The sequence below is a fragment of the Pseudomonas sp. NBRC 111133 genome (assembly GCF_001320605.1).
Lineage (GTDB): Bacteria > Pseudomonadota > Gammaproteobacteria > Pseudomonadales > Pseudomonadaceae > Aquipseudomonas > Aquipseudomonas monteilii.
This window is the reverse complement of record NZ_BCBJ01000069.1, coordinates 1-12,731: the sequence shown is the minus strand read 5'-3', so window position 1 is coordinate 12,731 and position 12,731 is coordinate 1. Positions and strand designations below refer to the sequence as shown.

Sequence of the window (12,731 nt, the reverse complement as noted above, 5' to 3'; positions counted from 1 at the left end):
CCCCAAAGGCAGCAAATCAGATCCAGGAATGCCGCGCAGGCAGGGTGCCGTTGAGGTGGTAAGCGCCCACCGCGTGGTACTTCCAGCGCACCGGGTCATGCAGGGTGTGCACCCGGGCATTGCGCCAGTGGCGGTCGAGGTTGAACTCGGCAAGGGTGGCGCGGCTGCCAGCCAGCTCGAACAGCTTCTCGCTGGCTTGCAGGGAAATCTCGGTGGTCAGCACCTTGGCCTCGGCCACGGCAATCGAGGCTCGCGCCGCACTGGCTGCGTCGATTGGCGCGGCATTGACTTCGTCCAGTACCCGCGCAGCCTTGCGCAGCAGCGCTTCGGCGGCGTGTAGCTCAAGCTTCAGGCGCCCGATGTCGGCGATGACATACGGGTCGTCGCTGGCGCGGTCCACGTTGGCTTCGATCCACGGGCGAGACTTTTCGCGCACGAAGGTGATCGCATCATCAATTGCTGCTTCGGCTATGCCGGCATCAATTGCCGCCTGGATCAGCTGTGAAGCCGCACCCTGGATGTTGGGGATATCACGCTGGCGCCAGTTGTCGATCACCAGCTCCGCGTCGACCGGCACCTGGTCCAGCAGCACGGTGCCGCTGGCAGTGGTGCGTTGGCCGAACCCGGACCAGTCATCGACGATGCGCAGCCCCGGGCTGCCACGGCGCACGAACGCCAGGCGCTGACGGCCTTCGTCGTCCAGTGCCTTGACGGCCACCCAGTGGGCGAACAGGGCGCCGGTGGAATAGAACTTCTCGCCGCTGATGCGATAGCTGTCACCAGTGCGAGTGATTCGGGCCTTGAGGGTGAGGGTGTCTTTGGTGCCGCGCTCGGGGCCGGCATTGCCGATGCGCCAACCGTCGAGCACGCTGCGGAAGATCAGCGCCTGTTGCGCCTCGGTGGCTGTCAGGCGAATCAGTTGCAGCATGCCGAACTGGTTCTGCGGGATCTGCCCCAGGGCCGGGTCGGCGGTGCTGATCAGGCGGAACACTTCGGCAACGGTTTCGAACGACACGTCGGGGCCGCCGTGGGCCTTGGGTACGCTGATGCTGCCCAGGCCGCTGCGGGTGAACAGTTCGATCTCGGCCCAAGGCAGTTTGCGTTGCTGGTCGCGGCGTGCGGCCTGCTCGCGGGCGACCTCAGCCAGTTCACGGGCCGCTTGCAAGGCTTCGGCGTCGTTGCGCAGCACCTTGGCCGGCAGCAGCAGGGGCGAGCTGTCGAGATCGCTGTTGAATTGGGTGTTTGGCTGGCTGGACATCAGTACCGCTCCTTGGCTGCACTCAATGCCCTGGCGTTACGCACTGGGGTGATTGTGATCCTGACCATTCCTGACCTCACAAAAAAGTTGTGCCGCTACAGCTGATCGCGACAGATATGTGCTGGTCCGGTGGTCCGGTTTATATACCCTAATGCTTTATAAAAAGTTTATGAACTAACTCTTTGGAATATCTATAGAAGAGGGATTTGCTGGGGATGTACCGGCCCTTTCGCGGGCAAGCCCGCTCCCACAGGATCCCCACCAGCCTTGGAAGCGCTGAGTTTCGTGTGGGAGCGGGCTTGCCCGCGAAGAGGCCGGAGCAGGTTTACTCGGAGGCGGCAGTACCCAGGAACTTGCGCAAGAACTGCCGTGTGCGCTCTTCCTTCGGCGCCGCAAACAGCGCCTTGGCCTCACCCTGTTCCACGATCACGCCCTTGTCGAAGAAGATCACCCGGTTCGCCACATCCCGGGCAAAGCTCATTTCGTGCGTGACGATGATCATGGTGCGCTTCTCCTCGGCCAGGCCGCGGATGGTCGCCAGCACTTCACCTACCAGCTCCGGATCCAGTGCCGAGGTGGGTTCGTCGAACAGGATCACCTCCGGCTCCATGGCCAGGGCACGGGCGATAGCCACCCGTTGCTGCTGACCACCGGACAAGCGCCGGGGGTAGGCGTCTTCCTTGCCTGCCAGGCCAACCTTGGCCAGCAGGCGCCGGCCAAGGTCGATGGCCTGCTCGCGGGGCGTCTTCTTGACGATCACCGGCCCCTCGATCACGTTCTCCAGGGCGGTGCGGTGCGGGAACAGGTTGAAGTTCTGGAACACGAACCCTGCTTGCTGGCGCAAACGGCGAATTGCACTTTGCTGCCCGCCCAGCGGGCGGTTGGCATCGATGCTGATAGCGCCGATCTGGATCTGCCCGGCATCCGGGGTTTCCAGCAGGTTGAGGCAGCGCAGGAAGGTGGTCTTGCCCGAGCCGCTGGGGCCGATGATGGCCACCACTTCGCCGGGCTGTACGGTCAGGTCGATACCGTTGAGCACGGTCTGGCCCTTGAACCGCTTGGTCAGGCCTTTGACTTCAATCATGCTCAGTGCTCCTGGTCATGCTGGTTGACCCGCGCTTCCATGCGGTTCTGGAAGTGCGCGAGGATGCTGCACAGCACCCAGTAGATGACCGCGACCGCCACGTACATGGTGAACACTTCGAAGGTGCGTGCGGTAATCAGCTGCGCCTGGCGGAACAGTTCGGGCACCTGGATGGTGGCGGCCAGGGCGGTGTCCTTGACCAGCGAAATGAAGCTGTTGCCCAGCGGTGGCAGCGCAGTGCGCAAGGCTTGTGGCAGGATCGCCCGGCGCATGGCCTGGACGCGGGTCATGCCGATGCTGGCGGCCGCTTCCCACTGGCCACGGTCGATCGAGGAGATGGCTGCGCGCAGGATCTCGCAGATGTAGGCCGCCATGTTCAACGACAAGCCGATCAGCGAGGCGGGGATGGGGTCGAGTTCGATGCCGATCTGCGGCATGCCGAAATAGATCACGAACAGCTGCACCAGCAGCGGCGTGCCGCGGAAAAACGATACGTAGATCCGCGCCAGCCAGTTCAGCGGCAAGATCTTCGACAGGCGCATCAGCGCCAGGGCAAAGCCCAGCACCAGGCCGAAGAACATGCCGCCAACGCTGAGCAGCACCGTATAACCCGCGCCCTTCAGCAGGAAGGGCGTGGAGTCGACAACGAGTTGCAGGCTTTCAGCGATCATTTGGTGACATCAGCACCGAAGTATTTCTCGGACAGCTTGGCCAGCGTGCCGTCAGCCTTGAGCTTGTCGATGGCCTTGTTGATGGCATCGAGCAGCTCAGGCTCGCCCTTGCGCAGGGCCACGCCGCTTTCCAGGCGCGAGAAGGCATCGCCGGCCAGCTCCGTGTCCTTGGCTTTTTGCGCGTATTCCAGCGCGGCCAGGCGGTCGATCAGGATGGCGTCGATGCGGCCGTTACGCAGGTCGGCGAACTTGCTCGGGTCGTCTTCATAGGTGCGCACATCGGCTTGCGGCACGTCTTTTTTCACCCACTGTTCGTAGTTGGTGCCCAGGCCCACGCCCACTTTCTTGCCGGCCAGGTCGGCGGCCTTGTGGATGTTCAACTGCTCGGCCTTCTTCTTCAGGATCAGCGCCTGGATGCCGGAGATGGTGTAGGGCTCGGAGAAGTCGTACTTCTTCTTGCGCTCTTCGGAAATGGTCACCTGGTTGATGACTACGTCCAGGCGCTTGGACTCCAGCGCAGCGAGGATGCCGTCCCACTTGGTCGGTTGGACCTTGGCCTTGACCCCCAGCTCCTTGGCCAGCAGCTCGGACAGCTCCACTTCGAAGCCAGTCAGCTTGCCGTTTTCGTCCTGGAAGCTGAACGGTGGGTAGGTGCCTTCCAGGCCGACGTTGATCACGCCTTTTTCCTGGATGGTCTTCAGCTGCTCGCCCGCGAAGGCCTGGCTGAGCAGGCCGGTACCCAGCAGAACAGCCAGGGTAGCATTGAGTAGCGGTTTGGCGAATTTCGACATGTCAGAGCCCCGCGCTTGTTGTGTAAGTAGTGAGGTGGCGACTATAGGGTTGGCTGCTTAGGCCAGGAAATACTAAAAAATTATTTTGTTATTTCCATTTTGATTGGTGCCAGGAGCTGGCTGCTTTGAGGGTAGGCGAGGATGCCTGTGCCGTCATCGCGGCTTATGCCTGACTTAGCGCAGGATGGAATAAAGCGTTGTTTTTTCCAAGGGGCTGATTTGCCGTAGAGTGGATCGCATGTAGTCAGGCCCGGCCTCTTCGCGGGCCTGGCGACACCATTAGATGGCCTATACGGCAGGAGAAAACCGTGAGCGAACAACCTTCATCCGCGCACTGGCAGTTGCAGAGCATCGTCAGTGGCCTGCGCGGCGCCCGTGAGCAATGGCGCACCCGTAATGGCCGCAGCATTGGCGAGCAGGGCGGGCGCGAGTTGCCGTCGCGCGAGGCGATGCGGCAGATTCTGGAGCAACTGTGCGGCGCGCTGTTCCCCATGCGCCTTGGCCCGGTCGATTTGCGCGAAGAGAGCGAAGATTTCTACGTCGGCCATACCCTGGATGCCGCGCTGACCGCCTTGCTTGCCCAGGCTCGCCTTGAACTGCGCTATGCGGCACGGCAAAGCAAGGCTGAGCTGGCTGGCGTCGATGCCCATGCGCTGAGCCTGATCCAGGGTTTTGCAGCTGCGCTACCGGAACTGCGCGTACTGCTCGACACCGACGTGCTGGCCGCCTACCACGGTGACCCGGCAGCGCGCAGCGTGGATGAAGTGCTGCTGTGCTACCCGGGTATCCTGGCGATCATCCACCACCGCCTGGCGCACCACCTGTACCAGGCCGGCTTGCCGCTGCTGGCGCGGATCAGCTCGGAGCTGGCGCATTCGGCCACCGGTATCGACATTCACCCCGGCGCGCAGATTGGCCCGAGCTTCTTCATCGACCACGGGACCGGTGTGGTGATTGGCGAAACCGCGATCATCGGCGAGCGCGTGCGCATCTACCAGGCCGTGACCCTGGGCGCCAAGCGCTTCCCGAGCGATGAGTCGGGGACCCTGCACAAAGGCCTGCCACGGCACCCGATTGTCGAGGACGATGTGGTGATCTATGCCGGGGCCACGGTGCTGGGGCGCATTACCATCGGCAAAGGTTCGACCATTGGCGGCAATGTGTGGCTGACCCGCAGTGTGCCGGCTGAAAGCAACATTACCCAGGCCAACCTGCAGCTGGATTGCCAGGACAAGAACTGATCTAACCTTGCGGTAGGCCGCGACGAGGCTGGAACGAGAGGGCGCCAATCGGCGCCCCGGTTCGCAATGAAATTCGATCCATGTTTAACTTGAACGCTTGTTCAATGAAAAACGCTGGTCCGCTGCCGGTGTTCAACAGGAGGATTCCTTTGCTGAACCCGTTCATTCCGAACCTCACGTCATTCGACGAGGTGCATACCTCATGAGTGCGCCGATCCCTTCCAACAGCACTATCCGCATGAACCCTCCGGTGTTCTATTTCGCGGCAAGTTTCATCCTCATTTTTGGCCTGGTAGTCATTTCCAACCCGCAAGCCGCAGGTGACTGGTTGCTGGCAGCGCAGAACTGGGCGGCCAACACGGTCGGCTGGTACTACATGCTGGCCATGACGCTGTACCTGGTCTTCGTGGTGGTCACCGCCTTGTCCGGCTACGGCAAGATCAAGCTCGGTGCCGACCACGACGAACCCGAGTTCAGTTATCTGTCGTGGGCCGGCATGCTGTTTGCCGCTGGTATCAGCATCACGTTGTTCTTCTTCTGTGTTTCCGAACCGCTCACCCACATGCTGCAGCCGCCCCAGGGCGAAGCGGGCACGGCAGAGGCCGGGCGCCAGGCGATGCAGATTCTGTTCCTGCACTGGGGCCTGCATGGCTGGGGGGTGTTCGCCTTCGTCGGCATGGCCCTGGCCTATTTCGCCTACCGGCACAACCTGCCGCTGGCGTTGCGTTCGGCGCTGTACCCGCTGATCGGAAAGCGCATCAACGGGCCGATCGGCTACGCAGTGGATGGCTTCGGCATCATCGCCACGGTGTTCGGCCTGGGGGCCGACATGGGCTTTGGCGTGCTGCACCTGAATGCGGGCCTGGACTACCTGTTCGGCATCAGCCACAGCCAGTGGGTGCAGGTGATCCTCATCACCCTGATGATGGGCGCGGCGGTCGCCGTGGCCGTTGCCGGGGTGGAGAAGGGCGTACGGGTGATGAGCGACATCAACCTGTTCCTGGCCTGCGCACTGCTGCTGTTCGTGCTGTTCGCCGGGCCGACCCAGCACCTGTTCAATACGCTGATCCAGAACCTTGGCGACTATCTGGGCGCTTTGCCACGCAAGAGTTTCGATGTGTATGCCTACGGCGAAAACCGTGACTGGCTGGGTGGCTGGACGGTGTTCTACTGGGCCTGGTGGATCGCCTGGGCACCGTTTGTGGGCCTGTTCATCGCCCGTATCTCCCGTGGCCGTACCATCCGCGAGTTCGTCTTTGGCGTGCTGCTGATCCCGTTGGGGTTCACCCTGGCGTGGATGTCGATCTTCGGCAACAGCGCGCTGGACCAGGTGATCAACCATGGCATGACCGCACTGGGCCAGTCGGCACTGGATAACCCGTCGATGAGCCTGTACCTGCTGCTGGAGACTTACCCCTGGAGCAAGGCGGTGATCGCCACCACGGTGTTCATCAGCTTCGTGTTCTTTGTCACGTCGGCCGACTCGGGCACCGTGGTGCTGTCGACCTTGTCGGCCAAGGGGGGTGAAGCCGATGAGGACGGGCCGAACTGGCTGCGCATCTTCTGGGGCGCGATGACCGCGCTGATCACCAGTGCGCTGTTGTTCGCGGGCAGCATCGACTCGCTGAAGTCGGCGGTGGTACTGACCTCGCTGCCGTTCTCGCTGATTCTGTTGTGCATGATGTGGGGGCTGCACAAGGCGTTCTACCTGGAGTCGCAGCGGCAGATCGCGCAGATGCACTCACTGGCCCCGTTCGCCCAGTCACGTCGCGGTCGAGGTGGCTGGCGCCAGCGCCTGAGCCAGGCCGTGCATTTCCCGTCGCGTGATGAGGTGTACCGCTTCATGGACGACGTAGTGCGGCCGGCGATTGCCGAGGTCCGTGAGGTGTTCGAGCAGAAGGGGCTGGTGCTGATCACCCAGGATGACCCGAGCCACGACAACGTCAGCCTGAAGATTGGCCATGGCGAGGAGCAGCCGTTCATCTACCAGGTGCAGATGCGTGGGTATTTCACACCGTCATTCGCCTTGGGTGGGCTGGGCACGCAGGAGTTGAAGAACCGCCGTTATTACCGGGCGGAGGTGCACCTGAGCGAAGGCAGCCAGAACTATGACCTGGTGGGCTACAGCAAGGAGCAGATCATCAACGACATCCTGGACCAGTACGAGCGGCACATGCAGTACCTGCATCTGGTCCGTTAGATCGCCGGGGCCGCTTTGCGGCCCATCGCGACACAAGGCCGCTCCTACAGAGGTACGCCATCTCCTGTAGGAGCGGCCTTGTGTCGCGAAAGGAGGCCGAAGGCCTCCCAAAATCTGTCAGAAGGGTGCATCCCCCAGGATGGTCGCGCGGTGCATCACCCGCCGGTTCGGCCGGTAGTCATCCACCGCAAAATGCTGGGTCACGCGGTTGTCCCAGAACGCCACGTCATTCTCCTGCCAACGCCAGCGAATGCTGAACTCCGGCCGCGTCGCATGGGCGAACAGCAGCTTCAACAGCGCTTCGCTTTCCAGCTCGCTCAGCTCATTGATGCGTGTAGTGAACCCTTCATTGACGAACAGCGCCTTGCGCCCGCTCACCGGATGCGTGCGCACCACCGGGTGTGACAGCGGCGGGTTGTTGCGCCGTGTCGCTTCCCAGCGCGCCAGGTCTTGCGGCGTGGTGCCGAAGCGCTCCAGCGGAAACGACTTGGTGAAGTCGTGGGTGGCGGTCAGCCCGTCGAGCATTGCGCGCAACGGTGCCGACAAGGCTTCGAACGCCGCAATGCCGCTGGCCCACAGGGTATCGCCACCGTAAGCCGGCAACTGCTTGGCGCTGAGCACCGCGCCCAGTGCTGGGGTTGGCAAGAACGTCACGTCGGTGTGCCACACGGCGTTGTCGCGTACATCGGTCACCGCCGTGTCGAGCACCAGCACCTGCGGGGTTTCCGGCACGTTGGGGTAGATCGGGTGAATGTGCAGGTCGCCGAAGCGGGCGGCAAAGCGCGCTTGCTGTTCCGGGTTGATCGGCTGGTCGCGGAAGAAAAGCACCTGATGCTTGAGCAGCGCCTGCTCGATGGCATCGCGCTGTTCGGCCGAGATCTCGCGGCTGATATCCACGCCGCTGATCTGAGCGCCGAGGGCCGGGCTGAGGGGGGTAACGGTCAGGCTCATGTCTTTTCTCGTTCTAGGCGCCGGGTTGCCGGCGTGGTCAGTCGGCAATCAGTGGCTCTGTCCGTGCCAGGGCACCAGTTTGCGTTGCAGGGCACGCAGGCCCATTTCCAGGGCGAAGGCGATCAGGGCGATCAGCAGGATGCCCAGCACCACCACATCGGTGACCAAAAACTGCGCCGCCGACTGCACCATGAAGCCCAGGCCGCTGGTGGCCGCAATCAGTTCGGCGGCCACCAGAGTCGACCAGCCGACCCCCAGGCCGATGCGGATGCCGGTAAGGATGTCGGGCAATGCACTGGGCAGGATCACATGGCGGATCAGCTGGGCCTTGGTGGCGCCCAGCGACTGCGCCGCACGCAGCTTGGCGGGGTCGACCGTGCGCACGCCGGTGGCGGTGGCAATGGCGATGGGGGCGAAGATCGCCAGGTAAATCAGGAGCACCTTCGACAGCTCGCCGATGCCGCACCAGATGACGATCAGCGGCAGGTATGCAAGCGGCGGTATCGGCCGGTAGAACTCGATCAGCGGGTCGAGGATGCCACGGGCCACGCGGTTGTAGCCGATGGCGATGCCCACCGGGATCGCGGTCAGGGTCGCGGCCACCAGTGCCAGGCCGATGCGGCCCAGGCTTGCGCCCAGGTGCTGCCACAGGCTGGCGTCCATGTAGCCTTGGGTCAGCAAGGTCCAGGCCCTGGCCAGGATGTCACCGGGCGAAGGCAGGAACAGGGGCTCGATCCAGCCGGCGGCCGTCACCAGCCACCAGACCAGCAGCAGGCTGGTCAGGGTCAGGGTACTGATCCAGCGGGTAGAGAGTTGGCGGCGCGCTGTTGCAACAGGCCGGCTTTGGGTGTCGTGCTTGCCGGCAACCGGCAGGTCCAGGCTGCTCATGCGCGCTCCTGCAGGCTTTGGCGTTGGGAGAACACCCGCGCCAGCACATGCTCGCGGGTTTCGATGAAGCGTGGGTCGGATTTGATCGCCCGGGCCGATTCGCCAGCGGCATAGCGCTGGCCGAAGTCCAGTTGCAGGCGCTCCACCACGCGGCCCGGGTTGGGTGCCAGTAGCACCAGCTCGCTGGCGAGGAACACCGCTTCTTCAATGTCGTGGGTAATCAGGAACACCGGTTTGGCGGTGCGTTGCCAGACCTGCAGCAGCAGTTCCTGCATCTGTTCGCGGGTGAAGGCGTCGAGGGCGCCGAACGGTTCATCCATCAGCAACACCCGTGGATCGGCCGCCAGTGCGCGGGCCAGGCCTACGCGCTGTTTCTGGCCACCGGACAATTCCCAGATGCGTCGGTCGCCAAAGCCATCCAGGTCGACGAGTGCGAGCATTTCACGGGCCTTGGCTTCACGCTGGGCGCGGGGCACGCCAGCCAGTTCGAGGCCGAAGGCGACATTGCCCAGCACGTTCTGCCATGGCAGCAGGGCATCGTCCTGGAACACCACGCCGCGCTCGGCACCCGGGCCGTGCACCGGTACGCCATCGAGGGTGATTCGCCCGCCACTGGGGGCGACGAAGCCGGCGATCAGGTTGAGCAGCGAGGTCTTGCCGCTGCCGGACGGCCCCAGGGCCACCAGCAGCTGGCGCGGGCCCAGGCTCAGGTTGATGTCGGCCAGCACCGGGGTGCTGGCGCCAGGGTACTGTGCGCTGATGCGCTCCAGTTCAAGCAAGGCCATGACGGGCTCCGGATCAGTTTGGGAGGAACTTGGCGCTGACGTACGGCGAGTAGTCCGGCAGCACGGCGTCGACCTTGCCCTGCTGCTTGAGGAAATTGGCCGTGTCGGTCAGTGCCTGGGTGGTCGGCGCGCCCAGGGCATTGGCCTGGTCTGCGGCCAGTGGGTAGACATTGCCCTCCAGCAGGACCGGGATGTCGCTGGCCTTGGCGCCGGACAGCTTCACCAGCTTGTCTACGTTGCCCTTGTCGGCCAGCCAGGCTTTCGGGTCCTTGCGGTAGTCGGCGTAGGCATCGAGGGTGACTTTGGCAAAGGCCTTGACCACATCCGGGTGCTTCTCAGCGAAGTCCTTGCGCACGATCCAGGCATCGAAGGTGGGGGCGCCTTTCTGAGCCAGTTCGCCCGAGGTGATCAGCACCTTGCCGTTTTCCTTGGCTACGCCCAGGGCCGGGTCCCACACGTAGGTGGCGTCGATGTCACCGCGTTTCCAGGCGGCAATGATGGCCGGTGGTGCCAGGTTGAGGATCTGTACCTTGGACGGGTCGATATTCCAGCTTTTGAGTGCTGCCAGCAGGCTGTAGTGGCCGGTAGACACGAACGGTACAGCGACTTTCTTGCCGATCAGGTCTTGCGGCGTCTTGATGCTGTCGCGGGCGACCAGCGCTTCACCGGCACCGATCTGGGTGGCGATGAGGAAGGTCTCGACGGGTAGCTTGCGGGTGGCGGCAGCCGCCAGCGGGCTGGAACCCAGATAGCCGATCTGAACATCACCGCTGGCCACGGCGGTGATTACGTCGGCGCCATTATCGAATTTGCGCCAGTCGATGCTGGCCTTGCTGGCTTTTTCGTAGTCGCCGTCTACCTGCGCCACTTTGGCTGGGTCGACGGTGGTCTGATAGGCCACCGTCAGGTCGGCAGCCTGGGCAAACCAGCTGGTGCTGGCGAGGGTCAGGGCGGCGAACAGGCGCAGCGGAGCGTGCGGGATCATGGTGGACCTCTCGTCAGGCAATCGATGTGATGGGTGACGAGAAGACTAAATGATCTAATAATCTGAAAATAAATAACTTTTTTGCATTAGCTTAGGAGCCAAATGCTTTAAGCCCAAGATCGTTGATTACCCTCAATGGCGAATGCTGAGGCACCTGCTAGGCTTTTTCGCCCCTATAGAACGATACGGAATTAGGTTATGAGCAAACGTTTGCAAATAACCAAATGTTATGAATGGCGTTGCTGCTACAACGAATGGCAGTAAAGGTTCCGACCATATTCCGTAAAAATCTTACAAATTCATAAAACGGTCATTTTGGATTTATAGGATTGTCATTATCCTGTAGCGCAGGTGGCGTCTTAGACCAAAGTCTCGAAACGTTTAGAAACGATTGACTTATGAGTCACGCTTTGGGACTAAATCGCCAATCCACGGTGAGCGGGGCAGCAGACCTCGCCGCCAGAGATACACAAGAATTAGAACGTAGAGGAGCAAATTATGTACAAGTCCAGCCTGGCTCTGGCCGTGGCACTGGGGGTTCTCGCCCAACAAGCAGGCGCTGCCGGTTTCGTTGAAGACAGCAAACTGTCGCTCAGCTCGCGCACCATGTACTTCAACAACGACAATCGTGAAACCCACAGCGATCCACGCCCGGATCAGCGTGAGTCTGGTCAGGGTTTCAAGCTCGATTACATTTCCGGCTTCACTGAAGGCACTGTCGGGTTCGGTGTCGATGCTCAGGCGTTGTGGGGTATCCAGCTGGACGGCGGTCGCGGCTACCACAAAAGTGGTTTCATGCCGGACGATAGCGATGGCTCTGCGGTAAGCCAGTGGGGCCGTTTCGGCGCCAACGCCAAAGCTCGCTTCTCCAAGACTGAAGCTCACTTCGGTAGCGCCTTGGCGCCAAACCTGCCGATCCTGGTCTCCAACGATGGCCGTCTGCTGCCGCAAACCTTCGAGGGTGGCACCATCCAGTCGAAGGAAATCGACAACCTGACCATCAACGCCGGTCAGCTGACCCACGCCATGGGCCGTGCATCGAGCAACCGTACCGGCCTGTCGGTAGCCGGTGCTACCCAGGACAGCAACAAGTTCCGCTACGGCGGCCTGGACTACAAGCTCACGCCAGACCTGACCCTGCAGTACTACTACTCGAACCTGGAAGACTTCTACAAGCAGCACTTCCTGGGCGCGACCCACGTGTTCAAGATCGCTGACGACCAGTCGTTCAAGACTGACCTGCGCTACTTCGACAGCAGCAGCGACGGCAAGAACGGTGAGGCCGGTTACCGCTTCAGCAACAATGGCGGTTATGCCAAGAACACTGGCGAGGTCGACAACAAGACCTGGTCCGCGATCTTCACCTACACCCTGGGTGGCCACTCGTTCCTGCTCGGCCACCAGCGCGTCAATGACGACGGTGGTTTCGTCTGGCTGAACCAAGGCAACGTGGTTGATGGCAATGGCCGCAACGAAGGTGCTGGTGGTTCGAGCTTCTACCTGTTCACCGACAGCATGATCAACCAGTTCGCCAAGGCCGGTGAAAACACCACGTTCGGTCAGTACGCCTATGACTTCGCACGTCTGGGCGTGCCTGGCCTGAAAGCTTCGGTTTCTTACCTGAAAGGTGAAGATGGCAAGAACGCCAATGGCAACGGCACCTTCAGCGAATGGGAACGTGACGCCCGCGTTGACTACGTCATCCAGGAAGGCACCTTCAAGGGCCTGGGCGCCAGCCTGCGTCACGGCGTATACCGTGGTACTGGCACCAGCTCGCTGGCTGACCAGGATCAGACCCGTTTGATCTTCAACTACACTTACAACTTCCTGTAAGCCGTAGCTGAACCAGAAGCCTCGCCTAGTGCGAGGCTTTTTTG

General features: G+C 62.0%; 11 protein-coding genes. 3 read left to right on the top strand and 8 right to left on the bottom strand.

What is annotated here, in order from left to right; genetic code table 11:
* Positions 1 to 16: 16 nt before the first annotated feature.
* The 4 genes from APH36_RS15885 to tcyJ all read right to left on the bottom strand — a co-directional run bounded on the left by APH36_RS15885 (position 17) and on the right by tcyJ (position 3,804).
* Positions 17 to 1,258 (bottom strand): SfnB family sulfur acquisition oxidoreductase, encoded by a 1,242-nt coding sequence (locus APH36_RS15885; protein ID WP_060499434.1) that lies wholly within the window; start codon positions 1,256 to 1,258, stop codon positions 17 to 19.
* 325 nt (positions 1,259 to 1,583) lie between these two features.
* Positions 1,584 to 2,342: an L-cystine ABC transporter ATP-binding protein TcyN gene (gene tcyN, locus APH36_RS15880; RefSeq protein WP_060499433.1), complete on the bottom strand. Its 759-nt coding sequence runs from the start codon at positions 2,340 to 2,342 to the stop codon at positions 1,584 to 1,586.
* 2 nt (positions 2,343 to 2,344) lie between these two features.
* The gene (gene tcyL / locus APH36_RS15875; RefSeq protein ID WP_016714445.1) at positions 2,345 to 3,013 is read right to left on the bottom strand and encodes a cystine ABC transporter permease; all 669 of its coding nucleotides are present in this window, start codon (positions 3,011 to 3,013) and stop codon (positions 2,345 to 2,347) included.
* On the bottom strand, positions 3,010 to 3,804 hold the full coding sequence (tcyJ, locus tag APH36_RS15870; RefSeq protein WP_016714446.1) for a cystine ABC transporter substrate-binding protein: 795 nt from the start codon (positions 3,802 to 3,804) through the stop codon (positions 3,010 to 3,012). Before tcyJ ends, tcyL begins: the two co-directional genes overlap by 4 nt.
* 308 nt (positions 3,805 to 4,112) lie before the next feature.
* On the opposite strand from tcyJ, the gene epsC reads away from it, so the two are divergent.
* Positions 4,113 to 5,045 carry a serine O-acetyltransferase EpsC gene (gene epsC / locus APH36_RS15865; protein WP_016714447.1) on the top strand — a complete coding sequence of 311 codons (933 nt, stop codon included), beginning with the start codon at positions 4,113 to 4,115 and terminating at the stop codon, positions 5,043 to 5,045.
* Positions 5,046 to 5,283: 238 nt separating this feature from the next.
* A complete protein-coding gene (betT, locus tag APH36_RS15860) occupies positions 5,284 to 7,245 on the top strand; it encodes a choline transporter BetT (RefSeq protein WP_164525217.1) in 1,962 nt (653 codons plus the stop codon).
* 117 nt (positions 7,246 to 7,362) lie between these two features.
* Here betT and tauD read toward each other — a convergent pair whose 3' ends face one another.
* The 4 genes from tauD to tauA are packed head-to-tail and all read right to left on the bottom strand — an operon-like array spanning position 7,363 to position 10,854.
* Complete coding sequence (gene tauD, locus APH36_RS15855; protein WP_060499431.1) at positions 7,363 to 8,196, bottom strand: taurine dioxygenase; 834 nt, start codon at positions 8,194 to 8,196, stop codon at positions 7,363 to 7,365.
* Between the two features lie 48 nt (positions 8,197 to 8,244).
* The gene (tauC, locus tag APH36_RS15850; RefSeq protein ID WP_060499430.1) at positions 8,245 to 9,084 is read right to left on the bottom strand and encodes a taurine ABC transporter permease TauC; all 840 of its coding nucleotides are present in this window, start codon (positions 9,082 to 9,084) and stop codon (positions 8,245 to 8,247) included.
* Positions 9,081 to 9,869 carry a taurine ABC transporter ATP-binding subunit gene (tauB, locus tag APH36_RS15845; protein ID WP_060499429.1) on the bottom strand — a complete coding sequence of 263 codons (789 nt, stop codon included), beginning with the start codon at positions 9,867 to 9,869 and terminating at the stop codon, positions 9,081 to 9,083. The genes tauC and tauB overlap by 4 nt, the downstream gene beginning before the upstream one ends.
* A gap of 13 nt (positions 9,870 to 9,882) precedes the next feature.
* Positions 9,883 to 10,854 carry a taurine ABC transporter substrate-binding protein gene (gene tauA, locus APH36_RS15840; RefSeq protein WP_060499428.1) on the bottom strand — a complete coding sequence of 324 codons (972 nt, stop codon included), beginning with the start codon at positions 10,852 to 10,854 and terminating at the stop codon, positions 9,883 to 9,885.
* A 498-nt stretch (positions 10,855 to 11,352) separates the two neighbouring features.
* Between tauA and APH36_RS15835 the strand changes: the two genes are divergently transcribed.
* Positions 11,353 to 12,687, top strand: a complete 1,335-nt coding sequence (locus APH36_RS15835) for an OprD family porin (RefSeq protein ID WP_060499427.1) — start codon at positions 11,353 to 11,355, stop codon at positions 12,685 to 12,687.
* The last annotated feature ends 44 nt before the right edge of the window (positions 12,688 to 12,731 follow it).